Annotated in this window: 1 protein-coding gene; it reads right to left on the bottom strand. The window is 74.2% G+C overall.

Features of this window, described 5'->3' with window-relative positions; all coding sequences use genetic code 11:
• Nucleotides 1-28 precede the first annotated feature (28 nt).
• Nucleotides 29-1,196 (bottom strand): glycerophosphodiester phosphodiesterase (locus tag ABD308_RS26215; RefSeq protein ID WP_344339186.1); only part of this gene is annotated, 1,168 nt, incomplete at its 5' end.

Here is a 1,196-nt window from a genome sequence, read left to right as displayed (position 1 = left end):
GGGCGCGGTGCCGTCGGGGCGCCGGTCGTCAGTGCACGCCCTTGGCCGCCCAGAAGTCCTGGCGGGCCAGCACGCTGCTATCCGTCTGGTCGGTGAAGAAGCCGTCCACCCCGAGCTCGTAGAGGTACGTCGCCCAGCCGATCGCGTCGCCGTACGCGTTCGGGTCGGTGCCCCGGCGGTAGTCCAGCGGCAGGAAGGCGTTCTCGTTGCGCACCGTGTACGGGTGCAGCAGCAGGCCGGCGGCGTGCGCGTCCTTGACCAGGGTGGTCGGCGGCAGCAGCTTGCCGGCCGCGTCGACGGGCGCGATCAGCGAGGTGGTCGGGCCGATGCCGTGCGCGAAGGAGGAGATCCAGCGCAGGCCCTCGGGCTTCACCAGGTCGGCCACCGTGCGCTGGTCGCCGGAGAGCACGAAGTCGTACGGCCGGCTGGTCGGGCCGCTGAGCAGGAAGACCTTCGGGTTGTCGACCAGCTTGGCGAGCCGCTGCAGGCTGCTCGGCTCGAAGGACTGCAGGATCGCCCGGCCGTTGCGCCCGGCCAGGCCGGTGCGGCGCAGCTCGTCGGCGAGGCGCTCCTCCAGCGGCAGGCCGATCGAGCGGAAGTAGCTCGGGTGCTTGGTCTCGGGGTAGACCCAGACGTCCCGGCCCAGCTCGCGGCCGCGCTTGCGGGCGAAGTCGGCCACCTCGCGGAAGGTCGGCACGGCCCAGCGGCCGTCGTAGAGGGTGTTGCGCTGGCGCTGCTGCGGCAGGCGCTCCTTGGCGCGCAGGGTGCGCAGCTCGGCGAGCGTGAAGTCCTCGGTGAACCAGCCGGTCTGGGCCGCGCCGTCGATGGTCCTGGTGGTGCGGCGGTCCGCGAACTCCTGGTGGTCGGCGACGTCCGTGGTCTCCGTGATGTTGTTCTCGTGGCGGACCACCAGGTGGCCGTCCTTGGTGGGGACCAGGTCCGGCTCGATGACGTCCGCGCCCAGCCGCAGCGCCAGGTCGTAGGAGCCCAGGGTGTGCTCGGGGCGGTAGCCGGGGGCGCCGCGGTGGCCGACGATCAGCGGGTGCGGCAGGCGGTCCAGGCCGGTGCCGGTGCGCACCGGCGGACGGGTGCTGGCCGGGCGGCCGTCGGCGGCGCCGCGCTCGTCGGCGGCACCGTGCCGCTCGTCGCCCGGCTCGTCCCCGGCGGCGAAGGCCTCGCCGGCGGCGGCCGCGACA

The sequence above is a fragment of the Kitasatospora putterlickiae genome (assembly GCF_039527695.1).
Taxonomy (GTDB): Bacteria; Actinomycetota; Actinomycetes; order Streptomycetales; family Streptomycetaceae; genus Kitasatospora; species Kitasatospora putterlickiae.
The sequence above is the reverse complement of the archived record's forward strand: the minus strand, read 5'-3'. Positions and strand labels throughout refer to the sequence as shown.